The sequence below is a fragment of the Oscillospiraceae bacterium genome, from assembly GCA_035353335.1.
Taxonomy (GTDB): domain Bacteria; phylum Bacillota; class Clostridia; order Oscillospirales; family JAKOTC01; genus DAOPZJ01.
In genome coordinates, this window is the sequence record DAOPZJ010000003.1 from 36,796 (window position 1) to 51,412 (window position 14,617).

The window sequence follows — 14,617 nt, forward strand, 5'->3', positions numbered from 1 at the left end:
TAAAAAATAAAGGAACGGACAAAATGAGGGAACTTGGTTTCGACAACAATGCCTATATCAAAATTCAGACCGAGCAGATTTTAAAGCGCATCTCGGAGTTTGACAACAAACTCTATCTGGAGTTCGGCGGAAAGCTCTTCGACGACTATCACGCGTCGCGGGTCCTTCCGGGATTCGAAATCGACAGTAAAATCCGGATTTTGCAAGGCCTGCGCGACCGCTGTGAGATCATCATCGTCATCAACGCGGGCGACATCGAAAAGACCAAAACCCGCTCCGACATCGGCATCACCTATGATATGGACGTTTTGCGTCTCATCGACAACCTGCGGCGGCTGGAGTTGCCTGTGACTGCCGTCGTCATCGCACAGTACTGCGGGCAGCCATCTGCGGATATCTTCCGCAATAAGCTCGAACAGCGCGGAGAGCGCACCGTTATCCACCGTCCCATCCAGGGTTATCCGACCGATGTGGATCTCGTCGTCAGCGACTCCGGCTACGGCGCAAACCCCTATATCGAGACAACGATGCCTTTGGTGGTCGTGACCGCTCCCGGGCCCGGGAGCGGAAAAATGGCGACATGTCTGTCCCAGCTTTATCATGAGCACTGCTGCAATGTCCGCGCGGGTTATGCGAAATACGAGACCTTTCCGATCTGGAACCTGCCGCTTAAACACCCCATCAATTTGGCTTATGAAGCCGCAACCGCCGACCTTAACGACGTCAATATGATCGACCCGTTCCATTTGGAGGCCTACGGCAAAACTGCGGTAAACTATAACCGGGATATCGAGATTTTCCCTATTGTAAAAACGATTTTAAACCGCATCATGGGCCGGGATCTGTATAAATCCCCGACCGACATGGGCGTGAACATGGCGGGATTTTGCATCAGCGACGACAAAGTCTGCCGCGAAGCCGCCAAACAGGAGGTCATCCGCCGCTATTTCAAGAGCAGCTGCGACTGCAAACAGGGCCGCATCGATGAATCCGCCGTCCAAAAAAACGAACTCATCATGAAAGAACTCGACCTGAGGGTCGAGGACCGTCCCGTCGTCGCCTGCGCGCTCGAGCGGAAAGACACGTGCGGCCACATGGCCTCTGCGATCTGCCTGCCTGACGGAACCCTGCTCACAGGGAAAACCACCCCGCTGATGTCTTCCCCCTGCGCGATGATTTTAAATGCCGTCAAACAGCTGGCCGGAATTGCGGACGATATGCTGTTGCTTTCGCCGCTTGTTTTGGAACCGATGCAGAAAATGAAACGCGAGATTTACGGTGAAAAGGCCTCTGCCCTGACGCTTGACGAGGTTGTAATCGCGCTCTCCATCTCCGCCGCGACAAATCCGATGGTTGATTATGCCTATAAAAAACTCACGGAATTAAGGGGCTGCGAAGCGCATTCCACATTCATCGTATCTGCAAATGACGAACGGGTTTTGAGAGGACTCGGCATCAACCATACCTGCGAACCCGTATACCGCAATAAAAACCTGTATTACACCTGATACCGACCTCTTGAAAGGTAGCGATCAATATGATGACAAGCCGTGAGATCATGCTGGCCACGCTGAATTTTGAAAAGCCCGAACGCGTGGCGCTGAACCTGTGGAATAACGGCAACCACACCTACGACGACACCTGCTGGATTCCGGTATTGCCCGATAAACAATACGACGGCAGCTGGAAAAAGCCCGAGGAATATTTTTCGAAATATCCGGGTTTAAAAAGTTTTCGGGGTGAGGTTCGTCTTGACGAATACGGCTCCTTATGGGGCCGCCTTCCGGGGGATTTCGGCTGCGGCGAAGTGCTTTACGGCGCAATCACTGATTGGGAACAGTTGAAAGATTATCAGATTCCCCATGTTTCCGATAAAGCGCGTTTTGCCGATGCGAAAGAAGGATTTATCAAAGATAAATTTTCGATGGGCGGAATTCCCGGTTTTCCGTTTGCCATCATGCGCTATATCCGCAAGATGGAGTATTTCCTCGAAGATCTGATCTTGGAGCGGGAAAATGTCATGACGCTCAACGAGATGGTCATGAAAGAACTGCTCGGCATGATCGACAACTACGGCGAACTCGGCGTCGATGCCATTTTTACCTGTGAGGACTGGGGTACTCAAGACCGTCTTCTCATCAGTCCGGCATTATGGCGCGAGGTATTCAAGCCGTCGCTCAAACGGATTTTCGACCGCATCCACGAACACGGCATGTATGCGATTATGCACTCCTGCGGCTATATTTGGGAAATATTGCCCGACCTCGTCGAAATCGGCGTGGACTGCATGCAGTTTGACGCACCGACTTTGATGGGCATGAAACGCGTCAGCGACTTGTTCGGCAAAAAGGTCACGATGTTTTCTCCGGTCGATATTCAAAAAATTCTGCCGATTCCCGACCCCGAAGTCACGCGCAGGAGCGTGAGAGAAATGATCGATCTGTTCTGCCCCAAAGGCGGCGGATTGATTTTAAAAGATTACGGAGATTATAAAACCATCCAAATCCCACCCGAGAACGTCGAAGCCATGCACGACGAATTTATTACCTACGGAGCGAATCTGGCGCGTTATTATAAATAATGCAGGGGCGGATATCATCCGCTCGCATAGATAACCGCTACTTCTCCACCGGATATCTTCTTCAATTTCAAAGGGCGGATGATATCCGCTCCTACAACAGGAGGTCTATTCATGGACAAAATCAATGTCGCCGTCATCGGACTCGGACGCAGCGGCCGCAACATTCACATCAAACAGCTGCTCACCGACAACCGCTACCAAATCGTCGCTGCCTGCGACTTGCTTGCCGACCGCAGGGAACGGGCCAAAGCCGAAGTAAACTGTGACGTTTACGCCGATTATCACGACCTGCTCAAACGCAATGATATCGACTTATACGTCAACGCCACACACAGCGACACCCATTATTCAATTACCAAGGAACTGCTTTCAGCGGGCAAGTCGGTCATCTCTGAAAAACCGGCCGCAAAAACGCCCGAGGAAGTTGAAGACCTGATTCAAACAGCCGAAAAGAGCGGGAGCAAGTTCTTCGCTTTTTATCAGCAGAGCCGCAACGCGCCTTATTTCGTCAAAGCCAAGGAGGTTGCCGACAGCGGTGTGCTCGGCCGCATTGTCTTTGTGCGCGTGGCGTTCGACGGATTCAGCCGCCGATGGGACTGGCAGACGGTACAGCGCAAAGTCGCGGGAAATCTTTATAACACCGGACCTCACCCGGTTGATCAGGCGCTCCGGTTTTTAAATTATGACGGAATGCCGCAGGTATTTTGCCATATGGACCGCGCCAACAGCTACGGCGATGCCGAGGACTTTGTCAAAATTCTGCTCAAAGCTCCGGAACACCCGCTTGTGGAAGTCGAAATATCTTCCTGCTCTGCCTACCCCGATGCCACCTATTCGATACAAGGAACCTGCGGCTCACTCAAGGGCACGATGAGCCACATCGACTGGAAGTATTTTGACCCAAGGACCGCACCCGGGCACGAACTCGTCATCACCCCGATGGTCGATGCGGACAATATGCCCGCTTACCCTGCCGAGACCCTCGACTGGATCGAAAAAAGCTGGGATGTCCCTGCGGAAGACGCAGATCTGTTTAACGCCATCAATTCGCGTTATTATAATCTGGTCTACGCCGCACTGACCGACGGCGCCGACTTTCCGATCAAGCCCGAACAGGCCATTCAACAATTGAAAATCATTCGGGAGTGCCACCGTCAAAACCCGTTCCCGGTCAAGTTTTAATATTTCCCCGACACGAAAGGATTTCATATGGAAAAACTGCCATTTAAAATCAATCTCAAAAATAAAATCGCGGTCGTGACCGGCGCAGGCGGTGTGCTCTGCTCCGGCTTTGCCAAAACGCTGGCCGCCTGCGGCGCAAAAGTCGCGGTGCTTGACCTTCGGCTCGAAGCGGCACAAAAAGTCGCCGACGAGATCACCGCGGACGGCGGAATTGCAATTGCGGTCTCTGCAAACGTGCTTGAAAAAGACTCGCTCGAAACCGCACGCAAAGATGTCACCGAAAAACTCGGCGTCTGCGACATTCTCATCAACGGCGCGGGCGGCAACAACCCCAAGGGCACGACCGACAACGAGACGCTCTCGCTTGCCGATCTCGACAATCCCAACATTCGCACTTTTTTTGACCTCGACCCGGACGGCGTTTCGTTTGTCTTCAATCTCAACTTCATCGGCACCCTGCTTCCGACGCAGGCGTTTGCCAAAGATATGGCCAAAAAGGGCGGCGGCATTATCCTGAACGTCTCTTCAATGAACGCTTTCCGGCCGTTAACCAAAATTCCGGCTTACAGCGCGGCAAAAGCGGCGGTTTCGAACTTCACGGCATGGCTCGCGGTGCATTTCGCGCCGGTCGGCATCCGTGTCAACGCCATCGCCCCGGGTTTCTTTGTCACGAACCAGAACTATAATCTCCTGTTCGATGCCGAGGGCAACCCCACGGCGCGTTCCAAAAAGATTCTGGCTCATACTCCGATGAACCGCTTCGGCGAACAGGAAGACCTTACCGGTACCTTGCTGTGGCTGTGCGATGATGCCGCTTCCGGCTTTGTCAACGGCATTGTCGTCCCGGTCGACGGCGGCTTTTCTGCCTACAGCGGAGTATAAAAAGCCTCGCTTCGCGATGCCCAATCCCAAAAACCCCCGGCGATTCGCTCGGGAAAAATCCCTTACATTATATTTTCCGGATTCTGCTGACGCGAATCTCGGATGCCATTTGCCTTAAGGTCCGTGCAGCGGCTCGCCAATCAGACAGGAGAATGATTTTGAGCATAAAACAAGATCAGGCAGCTGAATTTTTCAGCGGCGGTTTTAACTGTTCCCAATCCGTGTTGGCGGCTTTCTGCGAAAAGTACGGATTAGACCAAAAAACCGCTCTCAAAGCCGCCTGCGGACTGGGCGGCGGGTGCCGTTCCGGAGAAATCTGCGGAGCGGTTTCCGGCGCGGTAATCACAATCGGCTTGAAATACGGTCATTGTCAGCCCGGAGATGCGGAGTCAAAAGCCAATTGCTACGCAAAGACCGCAGAATTTCTGAATGCCTTTAAAGCCCAAAACGGGAGTATTATCTGCCGGGAAATTCTGGGCTGCGATATTTCGACCGCAGGGGGCATGGAGCAGGCTAAAAGCAAAAATCTTTTTAAAACAACCTGCGTCGGTATGGTCAGGAGCGCCGCATCCATCCTCGATGAACTGAGTTATTAACAATGCCGGTGAAATTATAAAAACCAAGAGGGTTCTCTTTTTGAGAGCCCTCTTCCCGTTTAACTTAACTATTGATATTTATTCGATTAATAAACTATATATCTTATGTAAATACTCTTTCCCCCGGAACACAAAAACCGTCGTCTTACCGGTAAACCGAAACCCATGCCGTTCTGCCAATTTGACTGATCCGAGGTTGTCGGGGTAGATACCGGCATCAATCCGCTTTAGGTTCATCCCGGTTTTGGCGAAAGATAAAATCACCTTCATTGCCTCCGACATATAGCCCTTTCCCCAAAACTCCGGCTGCAAATCATAACCGACTTCAGCACAGCTGTTTTCCCGGTTCCAGTTGTGAAATCCGCAGGTGCCGATTTTTTCACCGCTTTCCTTTAAGACCAAAATCCAGCGGTGCAGGGTCCGGGGCTCGGGCTGCGTGAAATAACCGATCAATTCGTCCGCTTCCTGCAAATTTTTATACGGTTCAGCGTCATAAAGATATTCGTTCACAGCGTCGGTGGAAAACTGTTTCAATATAAAATCCCTGTCTCCGGCACTGATATTTTTTAAACACAGACGCTCAGTCTCCAGTTCACGAAAAAGCACGGATTTTCGTCTCCCCCGCTTCGTTTAATTTATTTTTGCTCATCCCGAATAGCCAGACGCTTCCTCACCCACGGCAGCATCAGCCGCTCGCGCGGCATCTGGGGCGGCTCTTTCCAGTTTTCCGGGTTAATTCTCGGCAGCAGCACGAAAACCAACAAACCGACGCCGATTTCCAGAATAAACGTCAGGAATAACAGCATCTGGACACTGTTAAGCACTAAGCCGAAAATGTTCAACGTGGCGTCTCCGAGTATTTTGACAAATCCGGTTCCGAACAGCATGCTCAGCAGCGCCGACGAATGCACCGCAATCACATAAAACGACATATATGCCGTCCGGTCGGTCTCGGGAAGGTTGATATACGGGAAGTTCGAATAAGTCAGCGTGATAAACAATCCTGTCACGTGCTGCAGCAGACGGACGGTGATAAAAAGCCAGTTTGTGGCGCCGTCGGCGTTATGTACAAAAGTATATAACAGGAAGGTGGGTGCCTGGACAAGCACCCAGATCGCATAGGTCTTGAACCACGACCATCGGGCGATCTGACGTTTGGCGATATTTCCGAACAGAATAAATACGATGAAATAGGCCGCGTTGATGCCGTTGATCAGTGAATAGCTGACCTTAACATTCTCGATCAGATGTACGTTGATAAACGGAGTTGAAACGTTCGCCGCAAACGTGTAGGCGAACATCACGAGCATCGTCAATATGAATTTTTTATTTTTAAACGGAAGCGTCAGAACCTTCGCGGGACTGATAGATTTAGTCTCGCTGCGCGGATAGGGATATTCTTTGGGCAATGCAAGCATCAGCACATCGAGGAATGCGATGCCGTAAGCGACAAAGCGCAGAATTACGATAATACGCAGCTGTTCGGGACCTCCCGCAGGCAGTGCGTCGGTGATGGCCGAGGAGGTGATCAATATCCCGCCGGTGATGATGTTGTTGATGATATTGGACTGGTTAAAATAATCCGCGCGGATATCTTCGGGCAAAAAGTTGAGGTGCCACACCGAATAACCCTGTGAAAAAATGTTGTTGACGGCGTTTGCGAAAAAAATAATCAGGGCAAAACCCCAGATGCGGGCACCCGGGTCCTGCACCAGTTTGGGCAGCAGCGTCAGCCCGAGGATGTTGATGGTATAATACAGCACACGCCCTCCGGCAAGCACCCACCGGCGTTTCGGAAAACGTTCCAAAACGAGCGGAGAGAGCAGGCAAAATAACGACGCCATATAAGGAACAAACGACAAAATCCCGATATTAACGAGGTTGATTCCGTATCCGACGAGGAATCCGGAATAAAATACACCACCTGAAAGGTTCGCGGCAATACTCGCAATTACCGCTGAAGCGATCATGGCAGTGCGGCCGCGCGCTTTTTCCTCATGCAGATTGAACACGCGGAAAAAGGCCGCGTTTTTTATGACGATTTTCATATTTCTCATGTTGTAAAATCCTTTTAAAAAAGCGAACGCAGTTTTTCCGTTCGCTACCCCTATTTTACATAAATAAACGCCGCTGTCAACAAATTTGTAAAAATTCGTGATATGGGCTGTTTTAAATTGCCTTTTCGGGCCTTTTTTGTTATAATTTCTTACAGAATGCCGAAAAATACGGACTTTCTGCATTGAATCCACACATATAAGCCCATCAATAAAGAAAGAGAAAACATCATGAAACTATATCTTGCCTCGGGCTCCCCGAGAAGACGCGAACTGCTGACTTTGGCGGGCATCCCCTTTGAAGTGCGCCCTTGCAATGACCCGGAGGAGACAGCCGCAGAATCTCCGGTTCATACCGTACTGGACTTATCTTCGCATAAAGCCCGGGCCGTCTTTGAAGACATCAAGTACGGTTCCGAAGAAAGTGGCTTCGCTGTTCTGGGTGCGGACACCATCGTTGTCATTGACGACGAAATCATCGGAAAACCCAAAGACGATGAAGATGCACGGAAGATTTTAAAAAAGCTCTCGGGCCGTACGCATGAGGTTTACACCGGTGTCTGTTTACTGGCACGTAAAAAAGATAAGACCCGCGAAATGGCCTTTTGCGAGCGCACCGCTGTCACGATGTATGAAATCACCGACGCAGAACTTGACGCGTATCTTGCCAGTGGGGAACACATGGATAAAGCCGGTGCATATGCGATACAGGGACTCGCGGTCAAATTCGTACGCAAGGTCACCGGCGATTACAGCAATATCGTCGGCCTTCCCGTCGCCCGGGTTTACCACGAACTCATAAAATTGCGCGTCCTGTAATTCCCGGCGATTCATGCCACGTCGGCAGTTGATTTTATGCGGCTTGAAAAATTCTGCCGTTTATGCTATCCTGTAAAAGGCGCTTTATAGCTTCAGGGAGCGTAAAAGTTTAAAAACGAATTTGCATACCTGAATGCGAAAGGATGGTCATAAAATATGCAAAAGATTTTGACCTTCTGCTCCGGCAAGGGTGGGGTGGGCAAATCAACCGCCGCTGCCTGTGTAGCCGCTTCCATCGTCTGCCGCGGAAAGCGCGTACTTTTGGTCGACGCCGATCAGGGCATTGCCAGCCTGGACATTCTGCTCGGCATGGAAAAGCCGGCTCTGTTTGACATCTGCGATGCCGTCGCCAAACGCTGCGATATTTCGGACGCGGTAATCCCGTGTTCGGGACTCGCGGGCCTCTGCATCGCATCGGCTGCCTTATCTCCTGAGAAATTTTGCTCCGGCGCGGATATCACCCGATTTTGCCGCATTATGGCGGGTCAGTTCGACTTTATCATCATCGACGCCCCCGCCGGTCTCGGCCGCGAATTTGACAGTGCGGTTACGGCGGCAGACGAAGTTGTGATTGTCTCAACACCCGATGACCCGGCGCTTCGTGCGGCGACAAAAACCGGCGCTCTGATTGCAAAAATGGGCAAAAAGAGCCGCTTGCTGCTCAATAAATACGACAGACGGCTCGTTCGGAAAAAAATCGCGCCCTCAATCGATGACTTTGTCGACGCCGTCGGGAGCCAATTGCTCGGTGTGATTCCGTTCGATCAGGAGTTTGCCAAGCTCTCCCGCAAAGGGGTCCTCATGCTGCCGAAATCGGCTGTATCCGTACAGTCATTTTATAACATCGCCGCACGCATCTGCGGGAAATACATACCGCTTACGCGCCTGTAAAAAGGCAGAAAGGAATGTCATGAACATCGCGCTCATTGCCGATAACGATAAAAAAGAGCTTTTAGTGCAATTTTGCACCGCTTACAAGGGGATCCTGACAAAACACGACCTGTGCGCCACAGCCGCAACGGCGAAATTAGTCTCCGAAGGCGCAGGGCTGAAAATCCTTTCATTGATGTCCGGTTCGCAGGGTGGACTTGAGCAAATCGCCGCGCTGGTCAGCTGTGACCGCATCGATATGTTGATTTTTTTCCGCACCCCGAATGAGCAGCGCATGAGCGGTGCCGAATTCAATCTGATGCGGCTCTGTGACGCGCATACGGTGCCGATGGCCACCAACATCGCGACCGCCGAGGTACTCATACACGGCCTTTCGAACGGATGGCTCGACTGGCGCGATATCGTCAATCCTAAGAACTAAAACCATATCATAAAAGTGCACCCTTTTAGTTTTTGAGGTGCCGCCGGGTCGCAAAGACGCCGACCCCTACAGATTTTATAAAAAGGGAAGAACTAAAATGCCTTTAAAATTCCAAAGACCGCGCGGCACGGCGGATTCGCTGCCCGAACAGTCCGCTGTCTACAGCCAAATTGAAGAGATATTTTCAATCGAAGCCAAACTCGCCGGCTTCGGCCGGATTCGCGTTCCGACTTTTGAAAAGACCACTCTGTTTGCGCGCAGTTCCGGCGAGACCTCGGACGTGGTCAGCAAAGAGATGTATACCTTTCAGGACCGCGGCGGCGAGGATTTGACCTTGGCCCCCGAGGGCACGGCCGGCGTTGTACGCGCTTATTTGGAAGACGGCCTTGCCGGGGAGGCATTGCCGCAAAAATTATTCTATTTTACATCATGTTTTCGTTATAACCGCCCGCAGGCTGGCCGTCTGCGTGAATTCCACCAGGTCGGTTTCGAGATTTTCGGCGCGGATTCCTATCTTGCCGAGGCCGAGCTGATTGCGATGATCAGCCGCGCGTTCAAAAAGATCGGCATCGCGGACGCGGTGACGACGAAACTCAATTCCATCGGCTGCAAGGCGTGCAGGGGTGAATATAAAAAAGCGCTGGTCGCTTATTTCGAACAGTACAAAACCACTCTCTGCGAGACCTGCAACGAGCGGCTCTATAAAAACCCGATGCGTATTTTGGACTGCAAATCGCCCGAATGCAAAGCGATTGCAAAAGGCGCGCCTGTCATCACCGATTATCTCTGCGCCGACTGTAAAAAGCACTTCGATGCGCTCTGCGCGTTACTCACCGATCTCGGCGTCAAATACGAGCTCGACACCGGCATCGTGCGCGGCCTCGACTATTATAACGGCCCGGTCTTTGAGTTTGTCACCGACCGACTCGGCGCGCAGGATGCCGTCGGAGGCGGCGGACGCTACGACGGCCTTGTTGAGGAACTCGGCGGTCAGCCGACCCCGGCACTCGGCCTTGCGATGGGCATTGAGCGCATGACTTTGCTCGCTGAAAAATGCGGCTGCGTATTTGATAAACCCTCGGCGGGCAGATTATTGATTATTCCGATCGGAGATGAGACCAGGCCGCGCGCAGCGCGGCTGGCCGACGCGGTCAAGGCCGCCGGAATTTCGTGCCAGACGGAACTCTGCACCCGCAGCCTAAAATCCTCGATGCGTTTTGCCAACAAGGCGGGCTTCGAATTTGCACTGATTTTGGGTGAAGACGAAATGAAAACCGGCAATTTTGTTTTGAAAGATATGAAAAACGATCGCGAGCGATCTGTCGGAAGTGAAGCCGAACTGATTGCGGCGCTGAAAGAATAATTGAATAACGAAAGAGGAATCTCTATGATAAAACGCACCAAATACGCCACCGAAGTCACTAAAGCCGACCTCGGCAAAATCGTTTCGGTCTGCGGTTGGGTGGCAAGACAGCGCAACCTCGGCGGATTGATTTTTGTCGATCTGCGCGACCGCACGGGCATCATTCAGCTGGCTTTCGACGAGGCTACAGACCGTAAAATCTTCGATCTGGCATTTACGCTTCGCAGCGAATTTGTCATCGGCGCAACCGGAACGGTACGCGAGCGCGAGAGCAAAAATTACGACATCCCGACCGGCGAACTCGAGCTTTTTGTGACCGACCTTCAGCTCTTCACCAAAAGCGAAACCCCGCCGTTTGAGATCATCGACAACTGCAACGCCAACGAAGAACTGCGCCTGCGCTACCGTTATCTCGACCTGCGCCGTTCTCCGCTGCAAAAGAACATTCTGACCCGCCACGAACTTGCGCGTGTCACCCGCGAATATTTTTATGAAAACGGCTTTATCGAGATCGAGACCCCGATGATGATCAAATCCACTCCGGAGGGCGCGCGCGACTACATCGTCCCTTCCCGTATTCACCCGGGTAATTTCTATGCGCTTCCCCAGTCCCCGCAGCTTTATAAACAGCTTTTGATGCTCGCCGGTTTCGACCGCTATATTCAGCTGGCCCGCTGTTTCCGCGACGAGGATTTGCGCGCCGACCGCCAACCCGAATTCACTCAGATCGATATCGAGATGTCGTTTGTCGATGTCGACGACATTCTCAAAATGATTGAGGGCTTTATCGAACGGGTCTTTGACCGAATGCTGAACCGCAAAGTGGAGCTTCCGATCCGACGGCTGACTTTTGCCGATGCCATGAACCGTTTCGGCTCGGATAAACCCGACCTGCGCTTCGGCATGGAGATTCAGGATGTCAGCGAACTGGTCAAAAACTGCGGTTTCCCGGTCTTCTCGGATGCGGTAAAAAACGGCGGCAGCGTCCGCTGCATCGCCGCAAAGAACAGCACTTCTGTGCTTACCCGAAAAGAGATCGACAAGCTCACCGAAACCGTGCGCGGCATCGGCGCAAAAGGGCTTGCGTATGTGCGTTGGAGCGAAGATGAACCGACTTGTTCCTTTTCAAAATTCCTTGCCGAGGGTGAGCTTGCGAAACTGCTCTCGGCCGTCGGCTGTGAAAAAGGCGACACCGTTTTATTTGTCGCCGACAAAAACAAAGTGGTTTTGCCGGTGCTGGGCGCACTCCGCAACATCGTGGCAAGACAGCTCAATATCATCCCGAAAGACAGATACGAGCTCCTTTGGGTAGTCGAGATGCCGTTTTTCGAGTTCGATGAGGACAGCGGCGAGTGGGTCGCGATGCACCACCCCTTCACGATGCCGCTTGAGGAATGCATGCCGTATCTCGAGAGCGATCCCGGGAAAGTGCGCGCGAAGTCATATGATCTTGTTCTCAACGGCGTCGAACTGCTCTCCGGCTCGATCCGAATCAACGACCCGGCACTTCAAAAGCGCATGTTCGGGCTGCTCGGTCTGACTCCCGAACAGATCCAGTCCAAATTCGGCTTTTTGGTGGATGCCTACCGCTTCGGCGCACCGCCGCACGGCGGAGTCGGCCTCGGCCTTGACCGGCTTGCGATGCTCATCTGCGGCGCGGATTCGCTGCGCGACGTCCTTGCGTTCCCGAAAGTTCAGAATGCCTCGGAGCTCATGAGCGGCTGTCCGTCCCCGGTCGATCAAAAGCAGTTGGATGAATTGAAAATTAATCTGAATGAATAAATACCCGGCGCACCGCCGGCGGCGCGTCGCCGGTGGCAATACACGAACGAAGCTTGCTGTTTTAGGTGAAAAATTACCCCGTGGCCGGATTCGGGTATGCTATCACCAAAACTCCCGTGCGAAAGGGTGATCTGTAATTGAGCAAGATCGGCGGTTCGATATCCGAATTCGTCAAAAAAGTGGATATGGCGCTGATTTTGCTGTGCGTCGGTTTTTCGGCTTTCGGCGTTGCGGTGATTTACAGCGCGACCCACAATATTTCCACCCGTCATGCAGTGGTTCAGTGCCTCGGCATTCTGATTGGAATTGCGGCGATGATTTTGGTGTCGGTGATCGATTATGAAGCGCTTTTAAAGCTCTGGAAGGTCTATGTCCCGATTTGCGTGCTGCTGATGGTCTTGACCTATATCTGGGGCTACGCGCCTTCCGGCACCAACAACAAGGCCTGGCTGGAACTGCCCGGCGGCCTGCTGCTTCAGCCCTCCGAACTGCTTAAACTTGCGTTCATCTATACGCTTTCATTGCATATTCAGACCCTGGGCGACAAGATCAAGACGGTCAAAGGCGTGCTCAGCCTTGCCGTACATGCCGCCGTCCCGATCGGACTGGTCCTTTTACAGCGCGACTGGGGCTCGATGATGATATTCGTTTTCATTTTCCTGTTCATCACCTTTTCGGCGGGCGTTCAGCTGCGTTATTTTGCGATCGCGCTCGGTGCGGCAGCGGTATCGCTTCCGCTGCTTTGGAATTTTGTACTCAAAACCTATCAGAAGAAACGGATATTGGCGGTCTACTTCCCCGAACTCGACCCTGATTACGACTATATCTACCAGCAGGTCATGGGCAAGCTCTCAATCGGCTCCGGGGGCTTTTTCGGCACCGGCTGGCTCAAAGGCCCGCGCACGCAGGCCTCGCTGGTCCCCGAGCAGCGCAACGATTTCATCATGGCTGCGCTCGGTGAGGAGTTCGGATTTTTCGGCTGCTTAATCGTAATGATCATTCTGTTTGCGATTCTCATGCGGATTCTGAACGCCGCAAAAACATCCCGTGACATCTCCGGAAAGTGTATCTGCGTCGGCGTGTTCGCGATCATTCTGACGCAGACCGTCATCAACGTCGGAATGACGCTCTCGCTCGTCCCGGTCATCGGCGTGACTTTGCCGTTCTTCTCTTCGGGCGGGACCTCAGTCATGGTCAGCTTCATCTCCGTCGGAATGGTGCTCGGCGTCTACAACCGGCGAGAGCGTTATGTATTCTTTGACAAAGTCATTCGATGAACATTCCTTCGATATTTTAGCGACAATACATTTTTCATCAGGAGGAGGGTTATACCATGCGCAAAGACGCTGCCGATAAACTCAACGACGGCATCCGGGAACGGCAGGGCATTGCCCCCGGCGGCATCATCGACTTCGAGGGCATCCAAATTTTAATCTGCTATCTGCTCAAAAACATTCCCGAACCGCTCACCAAGACACAGCTCGACGAGATTCTGCCGGGCAGTGAGCTGGTAAACTACTTTGACTATTCCCAGGCGCTTGACCTGCTTCAGAAAAACGGAAACGTCACCCGCGCAGAAGACGGAAGTTTTTCGATCACCCCGCGCGGCGCAAAGAGCTGCGATATTTTACAGGATTCGCTGCCGGTCTCGATCCGCGACCGGATTCTGGGGCGCGGCATGCGCGTGGTGCACAAGACCGATATGCTCGCCGAGAATGAATTCTCAATCGAGACAGTCGGTGACAACGTCTGTCTCGTCTGCAATATTAAAGACCGCGGCGGCCTGCTGATGTCGGTACACGCGGCAGTCGGCAGCGGCGAACTGGCGGCTTCGCTCGGCCGCCAATTTCTCAAGAACCCCGAATTGCTTTACAACGCGGTCTTCGCGGTTCTCTCCGCCGACCACGGCCAGCTTTCGGCGTTGGCTGAGAAAATGAAATAATTCCTCTTTACGGAGGGGTGCCCCCGTAGGGGGCGGGGTGGTCTAATCAAAATAAAAGCGCCTTTACGGGCGCTTTTTTATATCTTAAATCTCCGTGTATGTCA

At 52.4% G+C, this 14,617-nt stretch carries 14 protein-coding genes; 12 read left to right on the plus strand and 2 right to left on the minus strand.

Annotation, left to right across the window (positions count from 1 at the left end; genetic code table 11):
• Positions 1-23: 23 nt before the first annotated feature.
• The 5 genes from PKH29_01325 (at position 24) to PKH29_01345 (ending at position 5,241) form a co-directional block, all read left to right on the plus strand.
• On the plus strand, positions 24-1,508 hold the full coding sequence (locus PKH29_01325) for a DUF1846 domain-containing protein (GenBank protein HNX13478.1): 1,485 nt from the start codon (positions 24-26) through the stop codon (positions 1,506-1,508).
• Positions 1,509-1,537: 29 nt separating this feature from the next.
• Complete coding sequence (locus PKH29_01330) at positions 1,538-2,581, plus strand: uroporphyrinogen decarboxylase family protein (GenBank protein ID HNX13479.1); 1,044 nt, start codon at positions 1,538-1,540, stop codon at positions 2,579-2,581.
• 111 nt (positions 2,582-2,692) lie between these two features.
• On the plus strand, positions 2,693-3,763 hold the full coding sequence (locus PKH29_01335) for a Gfo/Idh/MocA family oxidoreductase (GenBank protein HNX13480.1): 1,071 nt from the start codon (positions 2,693-2,695) through the stop codon (positions 3,761-3,763).
• A gap of 27 nt (positions 3,764-3,790) precedes the next feature.
• Positions 3,791-4,645, plus strand: coding sequence for an SDR family oxidoreductase (locus tag PKH29_01340; GenBank protein HNX13481.1), 855 nt, complete (start codon positions 3,791-3,793; stop codon positions 4,643-4,645).
• A 158-nt stretch (positions 4,646-4,803) separates the two neighbouring features.
• Positions 4,804-5,241, plus strand: coding sequence for a C-GCAxxG-C-C family protein (locus tag PKH29_01345; protein ID HNX13482.1), 438 nt, complete (start codon positions 4,804-4,806; stop codon positions 5,239-5,241).
• Positions 5,242-5,319: 78 nt separating this feature from the next.
• On the opposite strand, the gene PKH29_01350 is transcribed toward PKH29_01345, so the two are convergent.
• Together PKH29_01350 and PKH29_01355 are read right to left on the minus strand one after the other, a co-directional pair.
• Positions 5,320-5,847 carry a GNAT family N-acetyltransferase gene (locus tag PKH29_01350; protein HNX13483.1) on the minus strand — a complete coding sequence of 176 codons (528 nt, stop codon included), beginning with the start codon at positions 5,845-5,847 and terminating at the stop codon, positions 5,320-5,322.
• Between the two features lie 29 nt (positions 5,848-5,876).
• A complete protein-coding gene (locus PKH29_01355; protein ID HNX13484.1) occupies positions 5,877-7,298 on the minus strand; it encodes an MFS transporter in 1,422 nt (473 codons plus the stop codon).
• 228 nt (positions 7,299-7,526) lie between these two features.
• Between PKH29_01355 and PKH29_01360 the strand changes: the two genes are divergently transcribed.
• From PKH29_01360 to PKH29_01390, 7 genes are all read left to right on the plus strand, one after another.
• Positions 7,527-8,114, plus strand: a complete 588-nt coding sequence (locus tag PKH29_01360) for a Maf family protein (GenBank protein ID HNX13485.1) — start codon at positions 7,527-7,529, stop codon at positions 8,112-8,114.
• A 156-nt stretch (positions 8,115-8,270) separates the two neighbouring features.
• On the plus strand, positions 8,271-9,005 hold the full coding sequence (locus PKH29_01365; protein ID HNX13486.1) for a P-loop NTPase: 735 nt from the start codon (positions 8,271-8,273) through the stop codon (positions 9,003-9,005).
• A 19-nt stretch (positions 9,006-9,024) separates the two neighbouring features.
• Complete coding sequence (locus PKH29_01370; protein ID HNX13487.1) at positions 9,025-9,426, plus strand: methylglyoxal synthase; 402 nt, start codon at positions 9,025-9,027, stop codon at positions 9,424-9,426.
• Positions 9,427-9,523: 97 nt separating this feature from the next.
• The gene (hisS, locus tag PKH29_01375; GenBank protein HNX13488.1) at positions 9,524-10,789 is read left to right on the plus strand and encodes a histidine--tRNA ligase; all 1,266 of its coding nucleotides are present in this window, start codon (positions 9,524-9,526) and stop codon (positions 10,787-10,789) included.
• 24 nt (positions 10,790-10,813) lie between these two features.
• Positions 10,814-12,571 carry an aspartate--tRNA ligase gene (gene aspS / locus PKH29_01380; protein ID HNX13489.1) on the plus strand — a complete coding sequence of 586 codons (1,758 nt, stop codon included), beginning with the start codon at positions 10,814-10,816 and terminating at the stop codon, positions 12,569-12,571.
• A 137-nt stretch (positions 12,572-12,708) separates the two neighbouring features.
• Positions 12,709-13,848 carry an FtsW/RodA/SpoVE family cell cycle protein gene (locus PKH29_01385; protein ID HNX13490.1) on the plus strand — a complete coding sequence of 380 codons (1,140 nt, stop codon included), beginning with the start codon at positions 12,709-12,711 and terminating at the stop codon, positions 13,846-13,848.
• 56 nt (positions 13,849-13,904) lie between these two features.
• Positions 13,905-14,513 (plus strand): DUF4364 family protein, encoded by a 609-nt coding sequence (locus tag PKH29_01390; protein ID HNX13491.1) that lies wholly within the window; start codon positions 13,905-13,907, stop codon positions 14,511-14,513.
• Positions 14,514-14,617: the final 104 nt, after the last annotated feature.

Coding starts and splice junctions, on each gene's coding strand:
- PKH29_01325 (HNX13478.1), top strand. CDS start 24: ATGAGGGAACTTGGTTTCGACAACAATGCCTATATCAAAATTCAGACC.
- PKH29_01330 (HNX13479.1), top strand. CDS start 1,538: ATGATGACAAGCCGTGAGATCATGCTGGCCACGCTGAATTTTGAAAAG.
- PKH29_01335 (HNX13480.1), top strand. CDS start 2,693: ATGGACAAAATCAATGTCGCCGTCATCGGACTCGGACGCAGCGGCCGC.
- PKH29_01340 (HNX13481.1), top strand. CDS start 3,791: ATGGAAAAACTGCCATTTAAAATCAATCTCAAAAATAAAATCGCGGTC.
- PKH29_01355 (HNX13484.1), bottom strand. CDS start 7,298: ATGAGAAATATGAAAATCGTCATAAAAAACGCGGCCTTTTTCCGCGTG.
- PKH29_01360 (HNX13485.1), top strand. CDS start 7,527: ATGAAACTATATCTTGCCTCGGGCTCCCCGAGAAGACGCGAACTGCTG.
- PKH29_01365 (HNX13486.1), top strand. CDS start 8,271: ATGCAAAAGATTTTGACCTTCTGCTCCGGCAAGGGTGGGGTGGGCAAA.
- PKH29_01370 (HNX13487.1), top strand. CDS start 9,025: ATGAACATCGCGCTCATTGCCGATAACGATAAAAAAGAGCTTTTAGTG.
- hisS (HNX13488.1), top strand. CDS start 9,524: ATGCCTTTAAAATTCCAAAGACCGCGCGGCACGGCGGATTCGCTGCCC.
- aspS (HNX13489.1), top strand. CDS start 10,814: ATGATAAAACGCACCAAATACGCCACCGAAGTCACTAAAGCCGACCTC.
- PKH29_01390 (HNX13491.1), top strand. CDS start 13,905: ATGCGCAAAGACGCTGCCGATAAACTCAACGACGGCATCCGGGAACGG.